Annotated in this window: 19 protein-coding genes and 3 tRNA genes; 7 read left to right on the forward strand and 15 right to left on the reverse strand. The window is 34.1% G+C overall.

What is annotated here, in order from left to right; all coding sequences use genetic code 11:
- Window position 1: 1 nt before the first annotated feature.
- From alaS to C3729_RS01005, 11 genes are all read right to left on the reverse strand, one after another.
- Window positions 2-2,659 carry an alanine--tRNA ligase gene (gene alaS, locus C3729_RS00955; RefSeq protein WP_104792425.1) on the reverse strand — a complete coding sequence of 886 codons (2,658 nt, stop codon included), beginning with the start codon at window positions 2,657-2,659 and terminating at the stop codon, window positions 2-4.
- A 108-nt stretch (window positions 2,660-2,767) separates the two neighbouring features.
- Window positions 2,768-3,595, reverse strand: coding sequence for a 50S ribosomal protein L11 methyltransferase (prmA, locus tag C3729_RS00960; RefSeq protein ID WP_104792426.1), 828 nt, complete (start codon window positions 3,593-3,595; stop codon window positions 2,768-2,770).
- A 566-nt stretch (window positions 3,596-4,161) separates the two neighbouring features.
- Window positions 4,162-4,923 carry a triose-phosphate isomerase gene (tpiA, locus tag C3729_RS00965; RefSeq protein WP_104792427.1) on the reverse strand — a complete coding sequence of 254 codons (762 nt, stop codon included), beginning with the start codon at window positions 4,921-4,923 and terminating at the stop codon, window positions 4,162-4,164.
- Window positions 4,924-5,111: 188 nt separating this feature from the next.
- Window positions 5,112-5,459: a hypothetical protein gene (locus tag C3729_RS00970; protein ID WP_104792781.1), complete on the reverse strand. Its 348-nt coding sequence runs from the start codon at window positions 5,457-5,459 to the stop codon at window positions 5,112-5,114.
- 67 nt (window positions 5,460-5,526) lie between these two features.
- Entirely contained in the window at window positions 5,527-6,615 is a 1,089-nt protein-coding gene (locus C3729_RS00975; RefSeq protein ID WP_104792428.1) for a BT_3928 family protein, read from the reverse strand.
- A 23-nt stretch (window positions 6,616-6,638) separates the two neighbouring features.
- Window positions 6,639-7,184, reverse strand: a complete 546-nt coding sequence (locus tag C3729_RS00980) for a DUF1599 domain-containing protein (RefSeq protein WP_104792429.1) — start codon at window positions 7,182-7,184, stop codon at window positions 6,639-6,641.
- 181 nt (window positions 7,185-7,365) lie between these two features.
- Window positions 7,366-8,526, reverse strand: a complete 1,161-nt coding sequence (locus C3729_RS00985) for a class I SAM-dependent RNA methyltransferase (protein WP_104792430.1) — start codon at window positions 8,524-8,526, stop codon at window positions 7,366-7,368.
- A 68-nt stretch (window positions 8,527-8,594) separates the two neighbouring features.
- The gene (locus C3729_RS00990) at window positions 8,595-9,809 is read right to left on the reverse strand and encodes a glycosyltransferase family 4 protein (RefSeq protein WP_104792431.1); all 1,215 of its coding nucleotides are present in this window, start codon (window positions 9,807-9,809) and stop codon (window positions 8,595-8,597) included.
- A gap of 54 nt (window positions 9,810-9,863) precedes the next feature.
- Window positions 9,864-9,937: transfer RNA gene (locus tag C3729_RS00995), tRNA-Arg, on the reverse strand.
- Between the two features lie 30 nt (window positions 9,938-9,967).
- Window positions 9,968-10,042: transfer RNA gene (locus tag C3729_RS01000), tRNA-Pro, on the reverse strand.
- 13 nt (window positions 10,043-10,055) lie between these two features.
- Window positions 10,056-10,140, reverse strand: a tRNA-Ser gene (locus C3729_RS01005).
- Between the two features lie 133 nt (window positions 10,141-10,273).
- Here C3729_RS01005 and C3729_RS01010 point away from each other — a divergent pair.
- From C3729_RS01010 to C3729_RS01020, 3 genes are read left to right on the forward strand one after another with little or no spacing between them, the layout of a single operon-like run.
- On the forward strand, window positions 10,274-11,275 hold the full coding sequence (locus C3729_RS01010; protein ID WP_104792432.1) for an N-acetylmuramoyl-L-alanine amidase: 1,002 nt from the start codon (window positions 10,274-10,276) through the stop codon (window positions 11,273-11,275).
- Window positions 11,276-11,293: 18 nt separating this feature from the next.
- Window positions 11,294-14,164 carry a M16 family metallopeptidase gene (locus C3729_RS01015; RefSeq protein WP_104792433.1) on the forward strand — a complete coding sequence of 957 codons (2,871 nt, stop codon included), beginning with the start codon at window positions 11,294-11,296 and terminating at the stop codon, window positions 14,162-14,164.
- An 11-nt stretch (window positions 14,165-14,175) separates the two neighbouring features.
- Complete coding sequence (locus tag C3729_RS01020; protein ID WP_104792434.1) at window positions 14,176-14,532, forward strand: hypothetical protein; 357 nt, start codon at window positions 14,176-14,178, stop codon at window positions 14,530-14,532.
- A gap of 211 nt (window positions 14,533-14,743) precedes the next feature.
- On the opposite strand, the gene C3729_RS01025 is transcribed toward C3729_RS01020, so the two are convergent.
- On the reverse strand, window positions 14,744-16,882 hold the full coding sequence (locus C3729_RS01025) for a S46 family peptidase (RefSeq protein ID WP_104792435.1): 2,139 nt from the start codon (window positions 16,880-16,882) through the stop codon (window positions 14,744-14,746).
- Window positions 16,883-17,028: 146 nt separating this feature from the next.
- Here C3729_RS01025 and C3729_RS01030 point away from each other — a divergent pair, with 146 nt between their 5' ends.
- A complete protein-coding gene (locus C3729_RS01030) occupies window positions 17,029-17,505 on the forward strand; it encodes a hypothetical protein (protein ID WP_104792436.1) in 477 nt (158 codons plus the stop codon).
- 71 nt (window positions 17,506-17,576) lie between these two features.
- Here C3729_RS01030 and C3729_RS01035 read toward each other — a convergent pair whose 3' ends face one another.
- Window positions 17,577-19,142: a SulP family inorganic anion transporter gene (locus C3729_RS01035; protein WP_221404897.1), complete on the reverse strand. Its 1,566-nt coding sequence runs from the start codon at window positions 19,140-19,142 to the stop codon at window positions 17,577-17,579.
- Between the two features lie 139 nt (window positions 19,143-19,281).
- Here C3729_RS01035 and C3729_RS01040 point away from each other — a divergent pair, with 139 nt between their 5' ends.
- On the forward strand, window positions 19,282-19,674 hold the full coding sequence (locus C3729_RS01040; RefSeq protein WP_104792438.1) for a hypothetical protein: 393 nt from the start codon (window positions 19,282-19,284) through the stop codon (window positions 19,672-19,674).
- Between the two features lie 7 nt (window positions 19,675-19,681).
- Window positions 19,682-20,110, forward strand: a complete 429-nt coding sequence (locus C3729_RS01045; RefSeq protein ID WP_104792439.1) for a hypothetical protein — start codon at window positions 19,682-19,684, stop codon at window positions 20,108-20,110.
- Window positions 20,111-20,158: 48 nt separating this feature from the next.
- Here C3729_RS01045 and C3729_RS01050 read toward each other — a convergent pair whose 3' ends face one another.
- Both C3729_RS01050 and ligA read right to left on the reverse strand, forming a co-directional pair.
- Entirely contained in the window at window positions 20,159-20,635 is a 477-nt protein-coding gene (locus tag C3729_RS01050) for a hypothetical protein (RefSeq protein WP_133159927.1), read from the reverse strand.
- 16 nt (window positions 20,636-20,651) lie between these two features.
- Complete coding sequence (gene ligA / locus C3729_RS01055; protein WP_104792441.1) at window positions 20,652-22,658, reverse strand: NAD-dependent DNA ligase LigA; 2,007 nt, start codon at window positions 22,656-22,658, stop codon at window positions 20,652-20,654.
- A 487-nt stretch (window positions 22,659-23,145) separates the two neighbouring features.
- Between ligA and C3729_RS01060 the strand changes: the two genes are divergently transcribed.
- On the forward strand, window positions 23,146-24,486 hold the full coding sequence (locus C3729_RS01060) for an ammonium transporter (protein ID WP_104792782.1): 1,341 nt from the start codon (window positions 23,146-23,148) through the stop codon (window positions 24,484-24,486).
- Window positions 24,487-24,497 lie beyond the last annotated feature (11 nt).

Genomic DNA, 24,497 nt, shown 5'->3' on the forward strand with positions numbered 1-24,497 from the left:
TTTAGATTTCTAAAGCTTTATTCAAAGCATTTTCAATTCCTGCAAGGTTTTTTCCACCGGCAGTTGCGAAACCTGGGTTTCCACCACCACCACCTTGGATTTCTTTTGCGAGTTCTTTTACAATGTTTCCAGCGTGATAATTTGCTTCTAAATCTGCAGAAACACCAACGGTAATCATTGGTTTTTCGCCTGCGTCAGAAATCACAATCGTTACAGAATTTGGAATTTCTTTTTTCAATTGGAAGACAATATCTTTTACAGAACCAGCGTCTAAAGAAGTGCGTTTTACCAATAATTGCTTGTCACCTTTTTGTACGAAAGCGTTTTTCCAATCGTTAATTTCGCCTTTAGCTTTTTCTTTTTTCAAAGCTTCCACTTCAGATTTTAGAGCTGCGTTTTCTTCCAGCAATTTTTCGATAGATTTTACTAAATCTTTAGACTTTAATAATGCAGAAACTTCTTTCAGTTGGTTTTCTAAATTTTTGAAATATTCCGTTGCTTTATCACCAGAAATTGCTTCTATTCTTCTAATTCCAGCAGCAGTAGAACTTTCTGAAACCAATTTGAAATGCCCAATTTCGCCAGTAGATTTTACGTGAGTTCCACCACATAATTCTCTTGAACTTCCGAATTGAATCATTCTTACATTATCTCCATATTTTTCCCCGAAAAGTGCCATCGCTCCTTTGTCTAGCGCTTCCTGAATCGGGATATTTCTGAATTCCTGTAAAGGGATATTTTCTTTGATTTTAGCATTAACTTTTTCTTCCACCAAAGCCAATTCTTCTTCGTTCATTTTAGAAAAATGCGAGAAGTCAAAACGCAAATATTCTGGACCTACATAAGAACCTTTTTGTTCTACGTGAGTTCCTAAAACGTCTCTCAAAGCTTCGTGCAACAAGTGTGTTACAGAGTGATTTGCTTGAGTGTTTTTTCTGTCTGCGGTGTTTACTTCTGCGTAGAAAAGCGCTCCAGCATCTTTTGGCAATTCTTTCACCAAAGAAATAATCAGATTATTTTCTTTTTTAGTTTCTAAAACTTCTAAAATTTTAGTAGTATTTTCTCTGTCAAAAGCAGCAGGATTAGAAAGGTCAAAACCTTCTGCATAACTTGGGATAAGGATTCCTTTGTCACCAACCTGACCACCACCTTCAGGATAGAAAGGCGTTTTATTCAGCACAATTTGGAAGAATTCTCCGTCTTTATTTTCTACTTTTCTATATCTTGTAATGTAAGTTTCAGAAGAAGTTTGGTCATAACCTACGAAAGTTTCTGGTTTTTCTTCTAAAATTACCCAGTCATAAACTTTTTGCGCCGATGATTTTTTAGAACGTTGTTTTTGTTTCTCCATTTCTTCATCAAAGCCTTTTTCATCTACAGTTAATTGCTTTTCTTCGGCAATAATTCTAGATAAATCGGCTGGGAATCCATAAGTATCATACAATTCAAAAACTTCAGCTCCAGGTAATACTTTTTCGTTTTTAGCAATGGTGTCTTTGATAATGTGATCTAGACGAACCAAACCGTGTTCGATGGTTTTCAAGAAAGAATTTTCTTCTTCTTTAATCACTTCGGTCACCAATTTTTCTTGCTTCACGATTTCTGGGAAGAAAGCTCCCATTTGATTTTTAAGAACAGCCACCAATTCATATAAGAAAGGCTCTTTCATATCTAAAAATCTGTAAGAATACGAAATGGCACGTCTCAAAATTCTACGAATTACGTAACCAGCACCACCATTAGAAGGCAACTGACCATCTGCAATGGCAAAAGCAACCGCACGAATATGGTCTACCACAACTCTAATTGCAATATCTTTTTCGTTTTCTAAAATTCCTTCATATTTTTTGCCAGAAAGTTCTTCTACTTTTGCAATCAGCGGAGTGAAAACATCAGTGTCGTAATTAGATTTTTTACCTTGCAACGCCATACAAAGTCTCTCAAATCCCATTCCTGTATCTACATGTTGCGCAGGAAGTTTTTCTAGAGTTCCATCAGCTTTTCTGTTGAACTCCATGAATACGTTATTCCAAATTTCTACAACTTGAGGATGATCTTGGTTAATCAACTGAACTCCTGGAGTTTTTGCTTTTTCTTCTTCAGAACGTAGGTCTACGTGAATTTCTGAACAAGGTCCACAAGGTCCAGATTCGCCCATTTCCCAGAAATTATCTTTCTTGTTTCCATTGATAATTCTGTCTTCTGAAATGTGTGCTTTCCAGAAATCATAAGCAGCTTGGTCGCGCTCTAAATTTTCTGAAACGTCTCCTTCAAAAATGGTTACATATAGATTTTCTTTTGGAATTTTATAAACTTCTGTCAGTAATTCCCAAGCAAAATCGATGGCTTCTTTTTTGAAATAATCTCCAAAACTCCAGTTTCCCAACATTTCGAACATGGTGTGGTGATACGTATCACGACCTACATCATCTAAATCATTATGTTTACCGGAAACTCTCAAACATTTTTGAGTATCGGCAATTCTAGGTGCTTTTGGTTCTTTGTAACCAAGGAAATAGTCCTTAAACTGCGTCATTCCAGAGTTGGAAAACATCAGAGTAGGGTCGTCTTTCAGCACAATTGGAGCAGAAGGAACAATTAAGTGTCCTTTGCTTTTGAAAAAATCTAAAAACTGTTGGCGTATTTCTTGTGAAGTCATATTGATAATGCTTTCTATATATGTTTTTGTAAAAACGCAAATTTAATGATTTTGAACATGATGTGGAAATAAAAAAACGCTCAAATTCATTTGAGCGTTTCTAAAAATTTATTTCTCCAAAAGCAAACTGCACCATTCCTCGCGCTGTTGTTTGTTTTTGAGTTTAAGCCCTTGTTCTGTACAAACTTCCAAAATATCTGCTACATCAAAGAAACATAAGCCAGAAAGCAATAGTTCGCTGCCTTCGTTCATGTCTTTTACGTAAGTTGGGATGTCTGAAATTAAGATATTTCTGTTGATATTCGCTAAAATAATATCAAATTTTTCTTTTCCTAAATTTTCGGCAGTTCCCAGTTCTATTCTGAGTTCTACGTTGTTTCTTTCAGCGTTTTCTTTAGAATTTTCAACTGACCATTCATCAATGTCAATTGCCAAAACATCTTTTGCGCCTTTCATTTTGGCATAAATGGCAAGAACGGAAGTTCCGCAACCCATATCCAAAACTTTTTTGTCTTTGAAATCCATTTCCAGCATTTGCTGAATCATGAGATGCGTAGTTGGATGATGCCCCGTTCCGAAAGACATTTTCGGCTGAATGATGATTTCTTCCATCGCAGGATTGGGTTCGTGGAATTCTGCACGAATTAAAACCTTATCTTCTACATTAATCGGAGAGAAGTTTTTTTCCCATTCTTCGTTCCAGTTGATGTTCGGCATTTCTTGGAAAGTGTAAGAAATTTTTACATTTTCATTGTTGAAAATTTCTAGGGTTTTGAAATTCTCTTCGTTGACCAAATCAGTTGGAATATAAGCCAAAATACCTTCTAGCTCTTCGGTGAAACTGTCGAAACCTATTTCGATAAGTTCTGCCATTAAGATTTCGTTCCAAGGTTCTAGTGGTTGTATTTTGAAGTTGAATTCTGTATAGTTTTGCATTGTTGGGTATTTTGTAATCAATAATAAATCGGACAAAGTCCGTGCAAATTTACGGAATTTGTTTTACGTAATAGAGCAAAGTTTTTCTTAAAGTTTTTGTAACACGAAGTTCTCGGAGATTTTCACAAAGTTCACAATGGTTTTAGAGTTTTTTGAGACGCTTTGCTTTTGGAAGTTTTTTGTTTTTTGGCGCGAGCGAAGCGAGCGTCGATTGTTTTCAAAGAAGAGAACGTTTTCTGTTCCAGTTTTTTTGTCATTCCGTAGGAATCTATACCTATTTTTATATTGATAATTTAGATTCCTACGGAATGACAAACATTGTTGTTGATTTTTGAAGATTAATTTAAAGCAAAATTTTAAAATAAGTGAAAAGAAAAACTGTCCGTGAATTTTAGCCACGACTGTAGCATTGTTTGAGCTCTTTTAAAATTTTTTTGAGAAAAATTTTTAAAAAGCGAGTGCGAAAAGCGTGTCTGAAAGTGAAAAAATTCCAAAACGTGTGCTACAAAAAAAGCCGAGAATAATTCCCGACTTTTACTTTTTACTTGGCTATTTTTACTTGGCTCTTATTGATTAAAACCTTCAATAATTTTAGAAAAATCTTCTAATTTCAAAGCAGCTCCACCAATTAAACCGCCATCAATATCTGGCTGAGAGAAAATCTCTTTCGCATTGTCTGGTTTTACAGAACCTCCGTATAAAATAGAAATTTCATCAGCAACTTCTTGTCCGTATTTTGCAGCGATAAGGCTTCTGATGTGTGCGTGAATTTCTTGCGCTTGTTCTGGAGAAGCTGTTTCGCCAGTTCCGATTGCCCAAACTGGTTCGTAAGCGATTACCACTTTTTTAATTTCTTCCGCAGTAAGCGTGAAAAGAGCAGTTTCAGTTTGGTTTTTCACCACTTCAAGATGTTGACCAGCTTTTCTTTGTTCTAGAGTTTCGCCGTTGCAATAAATAGGAGTTAAACCTTTATCTAAAGCCAATTTTACTTTTCTATTGCAGTGAGAATCGGTTTCTCCATGATATTGTCTTCTTTCGCTGTGTCCGATGATAGAACCGTCTGCTTCGATAGATTGTAACATATCTGCAGAAATTTCACCTGTGTAAGCGCCACTTTCGTATTCGCTCATATCTTGTGAAAAAACGCCAACTTCGTTATTTTCGAAAATATCTCTTGCCATCATTAAATACAATGAAGGCGGTGCAATCCAAACTTCGCAATTGGTAGTGTTTGCTTTTTTATAATCTAATAATTGAGCCATTAATTGTTGAGCATCAATCACATTTTTGTTCATTTTCCAGTTTCCTGCTACAATGTTTTTTCTCATTTCTATAAAGTATTGAGGTTAAATTTTAAATTTTTACAAATTTCTGAATTTTTAAAGATTTACAGAAATTTGAGGGTATGAATTGAATCAGTTTTAATGAATTTCTTTCGTAGATTTTATTGATTTTCGGAGATTTACTTAAAATAAATCTAGAATCTAATTACCAACTACCAACTACCAACTACCAATTACATTTTCCAAATGGTTTTCATCAAAGAATAGAAATCATGCTCTCTGTCTGAAACAGTTGCGTCTGCTTTGATGAGTTTTTTTGCAAATTGTTTAAATTCTTTACGTTCTTTTTCGGTAGAATCGTCTAGGAAACAATGTGCTTGAAACTCAAAATGGTCTTTCCAATCGCTAGGTTGGAGTGCTGAAATCACTTCTAACTCGTTATCCAAATTCACATGGAACGGAAATTCTTCTTCTAGATATTCTCTGATGACTTGTTCTTCGCCTGCATGAAATTTATAATCTACAGCCGAAAGAATCATCAATAAATGATATCCTGCGATGGATTTGTTGGTTTTTCTCATTTTATTTTTATTTATTTTTTTCACGCAAAGTCGCTAAGTTTTTCGCAACGAGCGCAAAGTTTTTTATTTATTCAAAATTTTCTTTTTTAAAATCTTCAAGACTTTTCTTTTCTATAATTTTACCATTTTCTAGGACCAAAACGAAAGGATTGCTTCTAGCAATGGTTTTGATTGCTGTTCCGTCCATAGTTAAATTAGGAATTGTTTTGAAAATGCCTTTTTCGGTTGTTATTCCAAAAGCATTTTCATTAGCTTTAATGTAACTTTCATATTTTAGGAAGTCTTCTTTTGAAATTTCCTTTGGTTTATAAGAGAAAATCAAATACACTTTCGGTAAATGAAGAATTTGGTCGGTCAAATCATTTTCGTTTTCGTCTTCTAATTTAAATTTATCGATAGAAGATTGATAGCCTTGCTTCACCAAAACAGACACTTCTTTTCCTTTCTGAATTTGCCAAGGCGTTCCTTCTTCCCAGTATTCTTTTTGGTTTACGAAATCATCTTGTCCTACCACTTTTTCTTCGCCAGTTTTGTTGTTTTTCAGCGTGTAAGAAGTTTTGTATTCTGAAGGATTAGCCGCGATTTTTTGTTTCTCAAGTTTTAAATCAGTCCCAATTTTATAATCTCTGAAATCAATCAAAGGTTCGTGTGCAATTCCGTAGTAAATGATGAAAGCGGAAATTAAAATTCCAATACCAAGAAATGGCATTTTTAGAAATCCATTTTCGTTATGTAATGTCTCTGATTTTTTATTTAAAATCCAAAGAACAATTAAGCCAAAAAGTAACGTAATGTCTTTCCAGAAGCTTTGCCAAGGTGTGAATTTGATGGCATCTCCGAAACAACCGCAATCTGTAACTTTGTTATAATAAGCCGAATAAAACGTAAGAAATGCAAAGAAAACGCACAATGCAATTAACGAAAGTAGTGTGCATTTTAGCTTCATTTTCAACAAAAGCATTAATCCTAAAACTAGTTCTAATGCGACTACTAAAATTGCAATTTCTAAAGTGAAATTTTGTAAAAAAGTCAAATTAAAAACGTCTGGCGAAAAATATTCTTCGAGTTTAAAAGAAAAACCTTTTACGTCTATCGCTTTTACAAAGCCAGATGCAATGAAAATAACAGCAATTATGTATCTTAAAATTCTTTTCATTTTTAGGAATTAGGGATTGGGATTTAGGAATTAGTTTCCGAAAACTTAATGAGACAGAAAACCGCATAATTCAGCATGTCATAATAATTGGCGTCTAAACCTTCTGAAACCAGAGTTTTTCCCTGATTGTCTTCAATTTGTTTGGTACGAAGAACTTTTTGATAAATTAAATCGGTGATGGATGAAATCCTCATTTCGCGCCAAGCTTCACCATAATCGTGGTTTTTACGAAGCATTAAATCTTTTGCTTTTTGAGCGTAATCGTCATATAATTTCAGAATTTCGGTTCTGTCTTCGTCTAAATTTTCAGAAAAACCTTTCTCTAATTGTATCAAACCAATAATAGAATAGTTCACAATCGCTATAAATTCATCTTCTTCTTGTTCATCTACCATTTTTACGTCGGTCATCTGTAAAGTACGGATTCTATTGACTTTTATGTAAATTTGGTCGGTAATAGAACTCGGTCTTAAAACACGCCAAGCTGCACCATAATCTTGTAATTTTTTAGAAAATAAATCACGACATTGATGGATAACTTCGCTAAATTGTTGAGCTGTATTTTGCATGGAATTTTTTGAAAAATTGATGTGTAAAGATAGTGATTTAACCACAAAAGAGACAAAAGCTCTATCTCTTTTTAGTAATTCAAAAGTCTAAAAAGGTTTAAATTTATTTTGAAATTTGCTTTTTGTTCTTTTGAAATACTTGTTTTCAAACATTTCTTTTGTCTCTTTTGCGGTTAAAAAATTACTTCTCCAATTTATGAATCTTCTTCGTTCCTTCGTACATTTCGTATTGCAAGAAACGGCATTCTAATTTTCCGTTAAACAATTTTATTTTTCTGGAAGGTCTTAAACCTACATTTTTCACGCCTTCTAAATCTGATGAAATCATCCAGGCCAATGTATTTGGATATTTTTGTTTAAAAGTATCGCCAATTTTCTTGTAAAAATCGGGTTGGTTAATCGCAATTCTCTCATCATAAGGAGGATTGAAAACCATCAACAACGGGAACATATCTTTTTCAGATTCAAAGAAATTCTGTTTTTTTACTTCAATTACATCTTCCATTTCGGCGGCTTCAATATTGATTCTAGCAGCATTCAGCATTCTTGCATCAATGTCGTAACCTACAATTTTTCCAGTAAATTCTTTAATTCTGTTGATTCTAAATTCTTTGATTTTTGCAAACAATTCAGCATCATAATTTTTCCAATTTTGGAAAGCAAACTTCTTTCTGAAAATTTGCGCTGGTAAATCCATTGCGAGCATCGCAGCTTCTATCAAAAGCGTTCCACTTCCGCACATTGGATCAAGAAAATTTCCTTTTCCGTCCCAACCAGCCAATTGCAACATTCCCGAAGCCAAGACTTCATTAATCGGCGCTTCTCCTTGTTCTTTTCGGTAACCACGCTTAAATAAAGGGTCTCCAGAAGAATCTAAAGAAATCGTTACCAATTCTCTGTCAATATGAAGGTGGAATTTAATGTCAGGATTTTTCGGGTCTACATCTGGTCTGCGTCTTTCTTTCATCACGAAATAATCACAAATCGCATCTTTCATTTTCAAGGCTACAAATTGTGAATGCGTGAACGTTTCAGAATAAACCGTAGAATCTATGGCAAAACTTTGGTCTACACTCATCACGGTTTCCCAAGGAAAATCGAAAACTTTATCGTAAAATTTATTCTCGTTCCATGCTTTGAAAGTTGCAATAGGAACCAAAATTTTGACAGCGGTTCTTGCTGAATAATTGATTTTGTAAAGAAAACCAAGGTCGCCTTCACAGTTTACGGCGCGGTTTTTAATTTCTACTTTTCTTCCGCCTAACTTTTTAATTTCTTCGGCAAGAACTTCTTCTAAACCAAAAAATGTTTTTATCTGAATTTTTAAATTTTCTGTATCCATAGGTTTTTCAAAAGGCTTTTTTTGCCTTATTTGAATTGAATGCGTAAAAATACGGAAATTTTGTGGGATTATTTTTTGTTCTTTTCTTCAATCCACTTACTCAGGTATTTAGTGCTTTGTAAGGTGTGGTGTTGAAGAATTTGGCCTAAAAAATTTTGGTTTTTGTGTGATTCTAAATTCTCAGAAATTTCTTGAATTTTATGAATGAAATGGGGCTCAAAAAGTTCTTTTTTGAATCTGTTTTCTATAATCTTGAATCCGTTTTCTTGAGATTTTCGCCAAAGATTTTCATCTTGGTAGAGTAGAACTGCTTTTTCTACAAATTCCGTTTCGTTATCGGTAATGAATCCGTTCCACTCAAAATTTCCATACATCGCTTCTGCACCAACTGCGGAAGTAACATTGGGTAACCCAAATTGCATACTTTCGAGCAATTTACCTTTAATCCCAGCTCCAAAAGGAATGGGTGCAAGTAAAACTTTTGCTTGGTTAAAAACATATTCCACATTTTCGGCTCTTCTTTTGATGATGAAACCTTCTTTTTCGTTGTGCAATTGAAAGACTTTTTCACTTGCGTAAGCACCATAAATATGAATTTCGGCTTCTGGAAGTTGGTTTTTAATGTTTTTCCAAATTTTTTTCAATTGAAGAACGGTTTGCCAATTCGGTTCGTGCAAAAAATTACCGATGCTGATAAAATTTTTTCTTTCTGAAAAAGAAGTTTTAGGTTTTTTCACCTCTCCAAAAAGTGGAAGGTAAAAGAGAGTATTCTCGTCAATTTTAAACTTTTCGATGAGTAAATTCATCTCGAATTCAGAAATGATTAGGGAAAGGTCGCATCTTAAAATGGAAGCCAGTTCACGTTTGAAAATATCATTGATTAGGTCTGAATTTTCTAAAATTTTATTTTGTTTAAAAGCTTTTTCTCTGGCATTTCTTAGGAAATGTAAATCCTCAGTGTCAAGAATTTTTACTGCATTCGGAACTTGCTCGGAAACTCTCCACCCGAATTGTTCTTCAGTAGTAAATCTGTCAAAAATGACGATTTCTGGATTTAGATTTTTGATGAGTTCGTCAAAACTGTCGTCATTGAGTAAAATATTTTGAAACTGAATATTTTTAGAACTTAAGTCAAAACTGTTTTCTGAAATAGAAGCCGTGGAAAGAAAGGTGATTTGATAATTTTGAGTTAAGAATAAATCCATCAATTGAATCATTCTAGAACCGGCAGCTGTAGAATTAGGCTCTGGAAAAACCTTGCCAATAATTACCAAATTTTTCATTCATTAAAATAATAAATTAAAAAAAGAAAAACCTCGCTGAAAGCGAGGTTTTCGTGAGCGCGTCAGGATTCGAACCTGAGACCGTCTGCTTAGAAGGCAGATGCTCTATCCAGCTGAGCTACGCACCCTAATTTCCTTAAAATTTTCGATTTTTTTTGTCGGGGTGGCAGGATTCGAACCTGCGGCCTCCTGGTCCCAAACCAGGCGCGATGACCGGACTACGCTACACCCCGAATTTCTTGGTTGCGGAGGGTAAGGGATTCGAACCCTTGCGACCCTTGCGAGTCGACAGTTTAGCAAACTGCTCCGTTAACCACTCCGGCAACCCTCCTTGCAAATTCTTTTAAGAACTTCTCTTCCGTAATTGCGAGTGCAAATATAGGACAGTTTTCCTTAATAACCAAAAAAAAATTGCTAAAAATTTTCGTATTTTTGAATAAATAATCTTTTAAAAAATCAATAAAATGCGTAATTCATTATATTTCATAGGTTTAGCATCTTTAATAATTTCTTGTGGTTCACAAAAAGAAATTGCAAAACCCAATAATTTACCTCAACCCGCTACATCTACGATACCAAATCCTCCCAAATCAGAGATAAAACATGATGTACATGGCGATTATTTTACAGTAAATATAGCAGACCCAACTAAAAATGATAATACCATCAGTTATGGTTCTTTGGTAGGAGCAAAACCAGAAGGTTATAAAGTAACCAGAAATCATTTTCCTGCCGTTGCACAAAATTTTAGACAGAAATATGTGATTTTACATTACACAGCTTTGGATCATGATAAATCTGTGAGGGTTTTAACCACTCAAGCCGTAAGTTCTCACTATTTGGTGAATGATTCTACCGATATAGAAATTTATCAGTTGGTAGACGAAAATAAAAGGTCTTATCACGCAGGAATCAGTTCTTGGAGAAAAGATGCAACGCTTAATGATACTTCTATCGGAATAGAAATCGTGAATGAAGGTTTTAAAGTAGTGGACGGAAAAAGAGTTTTCGTTCCGTTTCCTGAGCATCAAGTGAAAAAAGTAGCCGCTTTGGTTCAAGATATTGTAATGCGTTATCAAATTCCGCCTACGAATGTTTTAGCACATTCAGACATTGCGCCAACTCGTAAACAAGATCCAGGTCCATTATTTCCTTGGAAAAAATTATATGACGAATACGGAATAGGAATGTGGTATGATGATGCTACAGTTCAAAGTTTCCAATCGCAGATTATTCCAGAAGAATTTAATGCAAAAATCAATGACATGGCTTTTGTGATGAAAGTGCAGATTGCCCTAAAACAATTTGGCTATGGAATTACAGAAACAGGAGTTTGGGATGATGCTACAAAGAAAACTATTGAGGCTTTCCAATATCATTTTAGACCACAAAATTACGATGGAAAAATGGATATAGAAACGTGGGCGATTTTACAGGCTCTCATTCAGAATTATCCCAATAAATAATTAAGAAATAAGAAATTAATGCAGACGAAATTAGTATTAAAAACTAAAAATTTTACAGATAAAAACGGGTACACTTACCAACAAGTAGAAGGAGACGAAACGGGTGTAAGAATCTACAAACTAAACAATGGATTAACGGTTTATTTGGCTCAAAATGATGATGCTCCCAGAATCCAAACCTATATTCCTGTAAGAACGGGAAGCAATAATGATCCATCAGACAATACAGGATTGGCGCATTATTTAGAGCACATGATGTTCAAAGGAACGAGCAAATTAGGAACGCTGGATTGGGAAAAAGAAAAAGTATTATTAGACCAAATTTCTGATTTGTACGAACAGCATAAAGCTGAGCAAAATCCAGAAAAAAAGAAGGAAATTTATAGAAAAATAGACGAAATTTCTCAAGAAGCTAGTCAATATGCTATTGCCAATGAATATGACAAAGTTATTTCTTCTTTGGGTGCAACAGGAACCAATGCGCACACTTGGTTAGACGAAACCGTATATAAAAATAACATTCCGAATAATGAATTGGAAAAATGGCTCAAAATAGAAAAAGAGCGTTTTTCTGGTTTGGTTTTAAGGCTTTTTCATTCTGAGTTAGAATCGGTTTACGAAGAATTTAATCGTGCACAAGACAATGATGTGAGGTTGGTAAATTATGCACTCATGGAAGCTCTTTTTCCGAAACATCCTAATGGTCAACAAACCACTTTGGGAAAATCTGAGCATTTGAAAAATCCTTCTATGAAGGCTATTCATCAATATTTCAATGATTTTTATGTGCCTAATAATATGGCGATGGTTTTGGTTGGAGATTTAGATTTCGAAGAAACCATTCTTTTGGTCGATCAATATTTTGGAAAATTTGAGTACAAAGAACTTCCGAAGAAAGAAAAAATCATAGAAGAACCTCAAACTGAAATTGTAGAAAGAATTGTAAAAAGTCCTTCTGCGCCTAGACTAAACATTGCTTGGCGAACAGATTCTTATGGAACCAAAGAAGAGCATTTGGCAGAAATGGTGGCTCAAATTCTCTCCAATTCTGGCGAAGCAGGTTTGCTAGATTTAAATATCAACCAAAAGCATAAAGCACTCAGAAGTTATGCTTATGAACTCGGTTTTAAGCAATACGGATTGTTCTCGCTCATGATTGTTCCGAAGGAAAATCAGTCTTTAGAAGAGGCAGAACAATTGCTTTTGGCAGAGATAGAAAAGGTGAAAAATGGTGATTTCCCAGATTGGTTAATTCCTGCGATTATCAATGATATGAAATTGCAGAAAATCAGAAATCTGGAAACTGCAGATGGTTTAGCAACAGCGCTTTACGGAATTTATATCAATGACAGAACTTGGGAAGAAGAACTTTCGGAAATTGAGAAATTTGAGAAAATTACCAAGCAAGAAGTGGTAGATTTTGCACAAAAATTCTTCCAAAAAAATTATGTAATCGTCAAAAAACTTCGTGGCGAAAACGAAAATCTTATCCGAGTAGAAAATCCGGGAATTACCCCTGTTAAAATCAATAGAGAAGCACAATCTGAGTTTTTGACCGAAATTCTTCATGAAAAATCTTCAGAAATTACTCCGAAATTCATTGATTATAAAAATATGATTGAGGAAACTCAAATTGGAGATAAAAAAATCAGTTTTGTAAGAAATAAATACAATCATATTGCGCAGTTGCATTTGATTTATAAAATCGGAACAGACCATGATAAAGAGCTTTTCTTAGCGGTGCAAGTTTTGCAATATTTGGGAACTTCTCGTTTTTCGGCGGATCAATTAAGTCAAGAGTTTTTCAAATTGGGAATCAGTAATGATTTCAAAACGTATGACGACCAAATGATTATTTCGCTCACTGGTTTTGAGGAAAATCTAATTAAAGGTTTTGAACTTTTAAAACATTGGATTACCGAAGTAAAACCAGATGATGAAGTCTATGAAAGTACGATAGAATTGATTTTAGAAAGTCGAAATGTTGCTAAAAAAGAGAAGTCAAGAATTATGACGGCATTAAGTCATTATGCTAAATTCGGTCAAAATTCCAGATTCAGAGATGTGATTCCTGAAGAAAAATTGAGAGCAACGAAAGTAGAACATCTTACTGCAAAAGTGAAGAATTTGACCCAATTACCTTATGAAATTTTCTTCTACGGTAAAGATTTTGATGGGTTCAAGGAAAAAATTCAGCCGTTGTTAGAAAAAGCAACACTCACCATTCCAAAACCGAAAATTTATCAAGAACTGGAAACGAAAGGAAAAGTCTTCTTTACCAATTATGATATGGTGCAAATGGAAATGAGTAAAATTGGTAGGGCTTCTCAACTGAATACCGAAAATTACGGAAAAATCAATGTTTTTAATGAATATTTTGGCAAAGGTTTGTCGTCTATTGTTTTTCAGGAACTCAGAGAAAGCAAGAGTTTAGCGTATTCTGCGTATGTAAATTACTCTACCGCGACTTATTTGGATAGACATAATTACGTGGTAAGTTACATTGGTACACAAGCCAATAAATTGCATTTAGCAGTAGATGCGATGGCTGATTTAATGCAAGATTTGCCTCAAATTCCTACGCAATTTAATAATGCTAAAAATTCTGCGCTGAAACAAATTGCGTCTACCCGAATTACCAGAACCAACATTTTCTTTAATTTTTTAAATCTTAAAAAAATAGGAATAGATTATGATATAAGAGAAAAAATTTATCACGAAATAGAAAGTTTACAGTTAGAAGATTTAACTCAATTTTACCATCAAGAAATAAAACCACTCTCTTATAACGTTGCGATAATGGGTAAAAAAGAAAATTTAGACCATTCTGCGATTGAAAACTTAGGAGATTTTCAAGAACTGAGTTTAGAAGAAATTTTTGGATATTAAATAGAAATATTATGATTAAGAAAATAGGATATATTGCTTTGCTTTTATTTTTTGGGAAAGGTTTTGGACAAGAAAAACAAAATTCACCATCCTTTAAATTAACGCCAGAACAGAAACAAAAATCTATAGAAATTCACAGGAAATTTGATGCTGATTTATTAGCACTTAAAACCAAACAAGAGCGTCAAATTTCAAAAGTGAAAAGTGAAAATGAGTTGCTGGAACTCAAAAAAAAGCATAAAAAACAGATAGATAGTTTACATGAAGAACACGAAAAAGAAACTGAGCAAATTTATACGCCTGAACAATTAGAACGCATCAAAAACTTAAAAAAGAAAAGATTAGAAAAAAAGCGAATAAGTATATGAGCTAAAACTGAAAATTTTATAAAATCAGGTAGTTATAGTGTAACAATTACAAAATTTAATAGACTTACCTTTGTATAACTCTACAGAAGTAAGAGTAAATTTCATCATTTGTGTTTTGCCTCAGAAGAAATTCTGAGGCTTTTTTTAGGACTAGATTTTAAAAAAAAGAACGCACCTTTTGGCGCGTTCTTACTAAAATATTTATCGAAAATTATTTCACAATTTTCATTTCGTCTAATAACCATCTTGCTCCAGCAAATTTATCGATGATAAATAAAATATACTTGGTCTGAACCATAATATTTCTGCTGAATCTAGGATCGAAATTAATATCACTCATCGTACCTTCCCATTGTCTGTCAAAATTTAAACCGATAAGGTTTCCTTTTTTGTCAAGAGCTGGACTTCCTGAGTTTCCACCCGTGGTGTGATTAGTTGCGGTAAATGCTAATGGAATTTTTCCAGCTGCATTTTTGTAATCGCCATAATCTTTGGTGTTGTATAACTGAATTAATTTATGTGGAACATCAAATTCATAATCTCCCGGAACATATTTTTCTATTACACCATCTAGAGTGGTTTCATAGTGGTAAGAAATCGCATCTGCAGGATTAGAACCTTTTACTTTTCCGTAAGTTACTCTGAGTGTAGAATTCGCATCTGGGAAAAATTTTCTTTCTGTATCTGTAGCCATCATTTGTGCTAAATATTTCTTTTGCAAAGCATCTATTTTGCTTTGTAAACCTACATATTGAGCATCTGCTTTAGTTACATAAGTTTCTCTCATTTTGGTTAAAGTCTGATAAATAGGGTCAGCTTTCAGAGTTTTTACCAATTCTGGAAGATTTGAGAAAACTTGGTCAATATTAGAATAAACGGTAGCTCCGTTTACTGAATTTCTACCTGAAATCACAGAATTTCTGCTCCAGTTTTCAAGAACTTGAAGATTTTGGTTCACATCTTTGAATTGAGTAAAACCTTCTGGTAAAAATTCTGGTGCGGTTTTATTTGCATATAAAGCCAAAAGTTTAGCAGTAACTTTAGCATCTAATTCGCCGTCATAATCTTTGTAGAAGCCAGAAAGTCTGTTTTTAAAACCTTTTACAGCTTTATCATCTACTTTCCCCGCTTCATAATTTTGTACAAAAGCATAAAACTGATTTGCCAACGTTAATGTTTCAGCATTTCTTAGAATTTCGCTGTAATAAGCATTGTTTAAAGCATAAGGCGCTTGTTGGTCATACAGTTTTTTAAATTCATCAAGAGACGTTTTAATTTCTGAATTTTTAGCCACTAGAGAACTTTCATAAGCTTGTTTTTTGGCAACAGCGTTTGATTTTTTAAGACCTTTTGTTTCGCCAATCCATTTTTTCCAATAATTGGCAACTGAAGCGTATTTAGAAGCATATTTAATTCTGGTAGCATCGTCTGCACGCATTTTTTCGTCTAGCGTTTTCAGCGCGATGTCTCTTACTTCAATTCTCGCAGGATTGGTATCTGTGATGATTTTTTCAATCGCTACACTTGGCAAATATTCATTGGTTCTGCCCGGAAATCCGAAAACGAAAGTGAAATCATTTTCTTTAATGTCTTTTACAGAAATCGGTAAGAAATGTTTTGGCGTAAAAGGAACATTGTCCTTAGAATATTCCGCTGGTCTGTTGTTTTTGTCAGCATAAATTCTAAACATAGAAAAATCGCCAGTATGTCTTGGCCAAACCCAGTTATCCGTATCAGAACCGAATTTACCAATGCTTTGTGGTGGTGCTCCTACTAATCTAATGTCTTTATAGGTTTCTACTACAAATGCATAATATTTATTTCCTGCAAACATAGGTCTTACAATAATACTTTGGTAAGATTCTATTTTTTGAGATTTCTTGTAAGCGTCTATATTTTCATTGATTTTTTTAGTCAAATCTGCTCCGCTTAATGAAGAAGTATTACCTAAAATATCTTGAGTAATTTCTTTAATATCCGTAACGAAATCTACAGTAACACCAGGATTTGGCAATTCTTCGCCCATGTTTTTTGCCCAAAATCCATTGGTCAATAAATCATTTTCTACGGTAGAATGACTCTGGATGTTATCATAACCGCAGTGGTGATTGGTTAATAATAAACCTTTCGGAGAAATTATTTCTGCGGTACAACCTCCGTCAAACTGAACTACAGCATCTTTAATACTCGGTTTTTCAGTATTCCAAATGTCTTGGGCTTTGATTTTCATTCCCAGAGATTTCATCTCTTTTTCATTAATTTCAGTAGGAATCCACATTCCTCCGTATTGCTGACCAAAAAAAGCAGCAGCCTGAAATAATGTTGCTATAATAAACGTTTTCTTAAGCATTAATTCATATTTTTAAAATGAGTGCCTAAAATTAATCAAAAAATATCATCATCTCACAATTTTGAAAGCATTTAACATAATTGTATAAAACATTTGGAGTCGTGTCCATCTATCTTTGCTTAACCAAATCATAAAATATTTACAAAATGACTACACATCACACCGAAGATAGATTACAGCATTATGAATTTGACCAATATACAGTAACCACCAATTTTGCAACTTATGAAGATGCGGTAAATTATGCTAATGAACAACAAGGTGAATTGGTAGAAGTAGGTTTTACAGATGGTTCTGATAATCCTACACCGAATGATTCGGCGAAGTTGGTAGAAAGTAAAAAACCTTTTAAGGTAGAATTACCTGATCATCCCAATTATAGAGTGCTTTATTCTGATGCAGAAGGATTTCAAGAAATGGCAGACCAAATTCTTTTTGACATGAAAAAAGCAGAAAATGATATGTTGCCAGAAGATATTTTGTCTGACCAAAATATTGCACCAGGAGATAGAATTATTATCACAGATGAAAGCGGTGTAAATACCGTAACGACTAGAGAAAGAATAAAGTTTTTAATGCGAGGAAATGTTTACGAACTTGCCGTAAAAACAAATAACATTTAAACAGACAAATTTACTTCATATTTTCAGTATTTGATTTTTAGACAGTAAGCCTTCATTTTTTGGAGGCTTTTTTAGTGAGAAATTGCAGCAGTTTCTACGGTTTCTATATTTATCATTTGAAGCTGGATGTGTCTGTCATGCGCTTTATTTTTAAATTCTGAAATAATTTCTAAAACATCATGGTCTATAAAATGAACTTCGGAGCCATCAATAGTTAATACGGAATAAGCAGGAACTTTATCCAACGCATTTTTAATTTTCACTTTATTGATGAAGGTTACATTGCTGTGAAGTTTCAATTTATATTGGTCAATCCCTTGAAAATGCGTTTTTTCTATGTCGTAATTTTCTTTGAAATTTTCTTTGATGATGTAATAAATAGAAATCAATAAACCAATAGAAACTCCAATGAGTAAGTCTGTTACAAGAATAATAATAATGGTGGCGATAAATGGTATAAACTGTTTTAAACCGAGTTTAAAGAGGTGTTTATAAATCTCCACTCTCGTAAGTCCAAAACCTGTAATAATCAAAATAGCAGATAAAGAAGCATACGGAATCATGTTAATCAAAAACGGAATCAACAAAACAGAAAGCAGCAATAAAATCCCATGAGTAAAAGCAGAGATTTTAGTTTTAGCACCGGCTTGAATATTCGCAGAACCTCTCACTACTACTGCAGTCAAAGGTATTGCGCCTAAAAGTCCACAGAGAAAATTACCAATTCCTTGCGCAATTAATTCACGATTTACAGGGGTAATTCTGTTGTGACGGTCTAGTTTGTCCATCGCTTCAATACAAAGCAAAGTTTCTAGCGTGGCCAAAATTCCTATGAGGATTCCATCTTTCCAGATTTCTTGATTGCTCAGAATTTTAGAAAATTCGGGGAATTTAATTTCTGCAAACATATTTTCTGGAATATTCACTAATTGATTAGGTTTCAAAGCATAAGAAGAACCGAAATAATTCATTAAAAAATTGATAAATATTCCAAAAATTACCACCAAAAGTGGAGCAGGAATCTTATTGAATTTTTGAAACTGTGGTTTTTTCATCAGAATTAAAATCACTAAAGAAATTACAGAAATAAAAACCGCACCTCTGGTAATATGAGAATTAAATTCAACTAAGTTTCCTAAGAAATTTTTAGAAGTGAAGATTTGTACAAAACCACTCGTCCAAAAATCGGGTTGATTATAACCTAAAGCCAATGGAATTTGTTTAGAAATCAAGATGATTCCTATAGCAGCCATCATTCCTTTAATCACAGAACTTGGGAAATAACTGGCAAAAACGCCCAGTTTTAAAACGCCTAATAAAATTTGGAATACTCCAGCAATAATAACAGTTAATAAAAATGTTTGAAAATCACCAAGACTGATGATAGAAGCGGCGACAACCGTAGTTAAACCAGCAGCAGGACCAGAAACAGCTAAATCTGAACCACTCAAAACTCCTACTACAATTCCACCGATAATTCCTGATAAGATACCCGAATAAAGTGGAGCTCCAGAAGCTAATGCAACACCCAAACACAAGGGAAGTGCAACTAGAAAAACCGTGAGACCTGCTGATAAATCGTGTCTCTTAAACATTAACCAATAATACTTAAACGTTCTATCAAGATGCAAATCCATTGTTCTAAATTTTAATACAAATTTATGAAAATTTAAAACTTTGCCCGGAGAAAGTTATAAAATGTTAATTCTGTATGAAATCAAGAAAATATTGTAAAATACTAAGCGCTTGTTTAATCTAATTTTGTACTGTAAAATCATGCTTAGTTTTAATCACATACTGCAACTGTTTATTTTGGCGATACCTATTGCTTGTATTGCGTGGACAGTCACGCATGAAGAAATTTTCAAAGAACCGCGAGAATATTGTCAAAAAAGAGTAGAAAACGCTACTTCACTCTCGGAGAAAAAGTTTTTTTATCTCTTTACCTGTGAGTATTGTTTTAGTCATTATGTAACGATATTTTTCTTGTTGATCACAAATTTCACCTTGTTTTTTGAAGATTGGCGAGGATATGTGATTGCAGGATTTTCATTGGTTTGGATAGCCAATATTTACATGAGCTTATTTGGTTTCCTGAGACAAAATCTAAAAGCCGAAAAAATAGAAGCAAAAATTAAAAACATTGAGTATAACGATTTAAAAAATTAAAAATTAAATGCACTACGGAAAAAAAATATTAGAATACATTGTAGGAAATTTCAAAATCTACACCGGTTTTGGAAACTACAAACAAGCAGAAGAGTTTGCCCAAAAAACCAATGGCGAACTCACAGAGATTGTATATCATGACGGAAAAATAGAGCCAGAATTTTCAGATAAAGCCAAATTAGTAGAAAAGAAAATGCCGTTCAATGTAGAACTTTCACAGGATTACACGGTTTTTTATTCTAATGATGAGTTTTTTGAAAAATATACACCAGCCGAACATGAACAAAATTATGATTGTGAAAATCAAAACACACTGAATGCTCAAAACGTGATTATTTTTAATGGAGATTATCATAATTCTCCTTGTTTAAAAGAAAGATTAAAGAAACTTGCCAATTCTCATTTTTATGAATTAGCCGTTAAAGTTTCCATTTAAAAGCAAAAGCTCAAGAATTTTCTTGAGCTTTTTTATTTAACAAAAAATTTACTTAAGAACAATAAAAGTGAGTTTGTAAGAGTCTTTTCCATATTTATCTTGTTGATAGTTTTCTATTTTGACTATCCTGAGCCTACAAATTATATTTTTGTTTGAAGAAAATGCAGTTAGCAAATCTTTTCTAATTTTATAACGATATTTAATTTTTGCAACAGATATACTAGGAGGTTCATTGCACTCATCTCCATAATTGATTGTGAGAGAATTTTTTGGATAAAAGACGAATAATTTACTTTTACAAAATGGAAGATTCGATGTAGTATAAAAAGAAATGGTGTCGTTTTCTTTAAAAGATGCCGTGTTGTCTGTCCATAATTTATTATCAATCCCATATTCTGATACTTTTGCATCATGTTTTTTCTCTGTATCAATAATAATTTTTTTGAATTTATCATTCAAAGCCTTTTGTCCAAAGCCAAAATTGAACATAAATATTAGAACTAAAAATATTGTTGAGCTTTTCATTTTCAATTCACTATTTTCAATTTTCAATTAAGTTAAGAAACTGTTGTTCATCTAAAATCGTAATCGTACCGATGTCTTGCGCTTTTTTAAGTTTACTTCCTGCCTTTTCTCCAACTACCAAATAGTTGAGGTTTTTAGATACTGCCGAAATGTTTTTTCCGCCATGCTTTTCTACCATTTCTTCGGCTTGTTCACGCGTGAAAAGCGAAAGTTTTCCTGTGAAAAGAAAGGTTTTGCCTTCTAAAACAGTACTCAAAACTTCTGTGTTGTTTTCGCCTTTTTCCAGTTGAACGCCATAACTTCTCAATCGTTCTATCATCTCCCAGTTTTCGGGATTTTGAAGATAAGAAACAATGCTTTCCGCAATTTTAGAACCAATGTCTTCAACTTGGCAAAGTTCTTCCTCTGTGGCATTTTTTAAATCATCAATGCTTGGGAAATTCTTCGCTAGTTTTTTGGCAACCGTTTCTCCTACGTGTTTGATACCGATTCCGTACAATACTTTTTCGTAAGGAATTTGTTTAGATTTTTCTATGCCGTCAATGATGTTTTGGGCAGATTTTTCCGCCATTCTTTCTAGCGGAAGCAATTGTTCTTTGCGCAAAGTGTAAAAATCTGCAATGTTGGTCAATAAACCTTCACGGTAGAGTTGTTCTATGGTTTCGCTGCCTAAATTTTCTATATTCAAAGCTTTTCTGGAAACGTAATGAATCATTTTTCCCACAACTTGTGGTGGACAATGTGTTTCATTAGGGCAAAAATGAGCAGCCTGATCTTCTAAACGAATCAGCCCACTGCCACATTCTGGACAATGCGTTGCATACTGAACTTCTGTAGCAAAAACATTTCGTTTTTCTAGATTTACGCCTACAATTTTCGGAATAATTTCTCCGCCTTTTTCTACATAAACGAAATCGCCTACATGCAAATCCAGTTTTTTGATAATATCTTCGTTGTGCAGAGAAGCGCGTTTTACAATGGTTCCAGCCAATAGAACGGGAGCCAAATTCGCAACAGGTGTTACTGCGCCAGTTCTTCCCACTTGATAATCGATGCTGAGCAATTCTGTTTCTACTTTTTCGGCTTTAAATTTATAAGCCATCGCAAAACGTGGAGATTTGGCGGTATAACCCAATAATTGCTGTTGTTTTAGGGAATTTACTTTAATAACAATTCCGTCAATGTCGAAATTCAAATTCTTGCGTTTTTCGTCCCAGAAATTAATGAAATCTTGTACTTCTTGAATATTTTTACAGAGTTTGGCGTTTTCAGAAATTTTAAAACCCCAAGTTTTTGCCTGTTGAAGCAGTTCGAAATGCGTTTCCGCAGGACTGTTTTCGCTTACAAATTGATAGAGCACCGCTGAAAGATTTCTCTTTCTTACTTCACCAGAATCTTGCAGTTTCAGACTTCCAGAAGCAGTATTTCTAGGGTTCATAAAAGCGTCATAACCTTCTGCCAATCGCTCTTCATTAATTTTGTTGAAGTTATTATGCGTAAGATAAATTTCGCCACGCATGTAAAATCTTTCTGGGAAATTTCCCTGCAACTGAAGCGGAATGTCTTTAATGGTCTTCACATTGGCAGTGATTTCATCGCCTTGGAAACCATCACCTCTTGTTACGGCTTGAGAAAGTTTACCGTTTTCAAATAAAATGGAAATAGAAGCACCATCATATTTCAGTTCGGCGACAAATTCTATGTCTTCGGTTTCTAAAATTTTAGAAATTCTGGTGTGCCAATCCTGTAAATCATTGAAATCATAAGAGTTATCCAAAGAATACATTCTGAACTGATGCTGAACGGTAGGGAAATTTTTGGTGATTTCTCCACCTACTCTCAGTGTAGGAGAGTGTGGGTCATAAAACTCTGGGTGCGCTGCTTCTAGCTCTTGCAGTTCCTTGAGTTTGGCATCAAATTCAAAATCCGAAATCGTAGGCTCATCTAACACATAATAATTGTAATTATGCTGATGCAGTTCTTCTCTTAATTCTTCTATTCTTTGTAGGATATGTTCAGGCATTTTCTGTAGAAAGATTTTAGCAAAAATAACTAAAATAGTTGGAAATTGGGTTACCGAAAAGAGCAAGTATCCTGCCTTTATCCTGTAAGTATCTAGCAAGTGTCTAGGATTTATAATCCGAATGTTGAAAACATAACCTTTTCATTCTGAACGAAGCGCAGCATAGTGAAGAATCTCTACATCAAGAAACAGATTTTTCGCTTCATTCTTCCGCTCAAAATGACAGAATATTCTTCATATCTCGCAAACTTATAACCCGTGACTTTACAAAAATAAAGCACAGCAATCTACGCTGTGCTTTTTTATGTAAATCAAAAAATAAATAGTAAAAATATTTTTCTTGTGATATTTTTTTTGGGGGTGTAATGGTATAAAGTTTTATAAATGTTAAAAATTTATATAAAAATATAGGGGTTGTGTTTCAAAAAATATATTTTTTTAAATAAAATGTTTACATTTGCAGGGGTTAAAACAAAAAAATATGTTATTGAAAGTAGAAAAACGTTGGGTTATTGCTTTTATCATCACAGCGATAGTAGCAATGGTAAGTTTATTCTGGCCAACAAAGTTGCCAGATACTAGTTCGGGAGTTTTTTTAGAAGAGAATAATTTAGTAGGAGCAGATATTGCTTGGTTATTGGCTTCATCAGGTTTAGTCCTTTTAATGACGCCGGGATTATCTTTTTTCTATGGCGGAATGGTGGGCAAAAAAAATGTAATTTCTACTATGTTGCAAAGTTTTATTGCACTGGGAGTCATTAGTTTGGTTTGGGTAGTCGTTGGTTTCTCGCTTTCTTTCGGAGATTCTCTCGGATTTTACATTGGCAAAGAACATTACGGAATCATAGGCAATCCCTTTAGTTTTACTTTTTTTAACCAAGTAGGTGTTTTACCGCATTCTAAAATGGCTCCTACCGTTCCTTTTATCCTTTTTGCATTGTTCCAAATGAAATTTGCAGTGATTACTCCTGCTATTATCACAGGAAGTTTTGCTGAGAGAGTAAGATTTGTAAGTTACCTTTTATTTATCGTACTGTTTTCACTGTTCATTTATGCACCTTTGGCTCACATGGTTTGGAGCGGAGACGGATTCTTAGTTAAATTCTTCGGAATTAAAGATTTCGCTGGTGGAACTGTAGTACACATGAGTGCTGGTTTTGCAGCTTTAGCAGGCGCTTTGATGATTGGGAAAAGAAAAAATGACCATCACGAACCTTCTAATATTACGTATGTTATTTTAGGAACAGGAATGTTGTGGTTTGGTTGGCTCGGGTTTAATTCGGGTTCAGCTTTAGCAGCCAATGCCACTGCAGCGATGGCTTTTGGAACTACCACCATTGCTTCCGCTTCAGCGATGATGACTTGGATATTTTTCGACAGAATTAATGGAAGAAAGATTTCAGCATTGGGAGCGTGTATTGGAGCAGTAGTAGGATTGGTGGCGATTACGCCAGGTTGTGGTTACGTAAGCATTGCAGAAAGTATATTTATCGGTTTTATCTCGGCAATTATTTCTAATATGGCGGTCAACTGGAAAAAACTGAAAAGCGTAGATGATACGTTAGATGTTTTTGCCTGTCACGGAATAGGTGGAATTATGGGAATGATACTCACCGCTATTTTTGCACGAGGAGAGAACGCGAGTCTTCTGCATGGTGGAGTAGGCGTTTTTGCACATCACATGACGGCGCTACTTTTGGTGTCTGTGTTTACCTTTTTTGGAGCTTTGGTTATTTATAAGATTACAGATTTTATTATTCCACTTCGAGTAGAAGAAACCTCCGAAGAATTAGGATTGGATATTTCGCAACACAATGAATCTATATAAAACTAAGAAAG

The organism is Cloacibacterium normanense (genome assembly GCF_002943105.1).
In the GTDB taxonomy this organism is placed as follows: Bacteria; Bacteroidota; Bacteroidia; order Flavobacteriales; family Weeksellaceae; genus Cloacibacterium.